This is a genomic window from Thalassolituus sp. UBA2590 (assembly GCF_002339775.1).
In the GTDB taxonomy this organism is placed as follows: Bacteria; Pseudomonadota; Gammaproteobacteria; order Pseudomonadales; family Oceanobacteraceae; genus Thalassolituus.
Map to the genome: position 1 here is coordinate 1 of NZ_DDKU01000084.1, position 284 is coordinate 284.

Below are 284 nucleotides of genomic sequence, written 5' to 3' on the forward strand. Positions count from 1 at the left end.
CAGCGCACCTGGGGGGTGCCGATCGCACTTTTCGTTCACAAAGAAACCGCCGAACTGCATCCGCGTACGTCTGAATTAATTGCTCAGGTTGCAGAGCGCGTTGAAGGTGCAGGCATTGATGCCTGGTTTGATCTTGATCCGGCAGAGTTACTGGGTGATGAAGCGACTCAGTACGATAAAGTCGTCGATACACTGGATGTCTGGTTCGATTCTGGGGTGACTCACACGGCCGTCTGCATGGCGCGTGACGAGCTGGAAATGCCCGCCGACCTGTATCTGGAAGG

At 55.3% G+C, this 284-nt stretch carries 1 protein-coding gene; it reads left to right on the top strand.

All coding sequences use genetic code 11. The features are described 5' to 3' along the window. The coding region (locus B2067_RS08115) for a class I tRNA ligase family protein (RefSeq protein ID WP_301388064.1) at window positions 1-284 on the top strand (284 nt) is incomplete at both ends.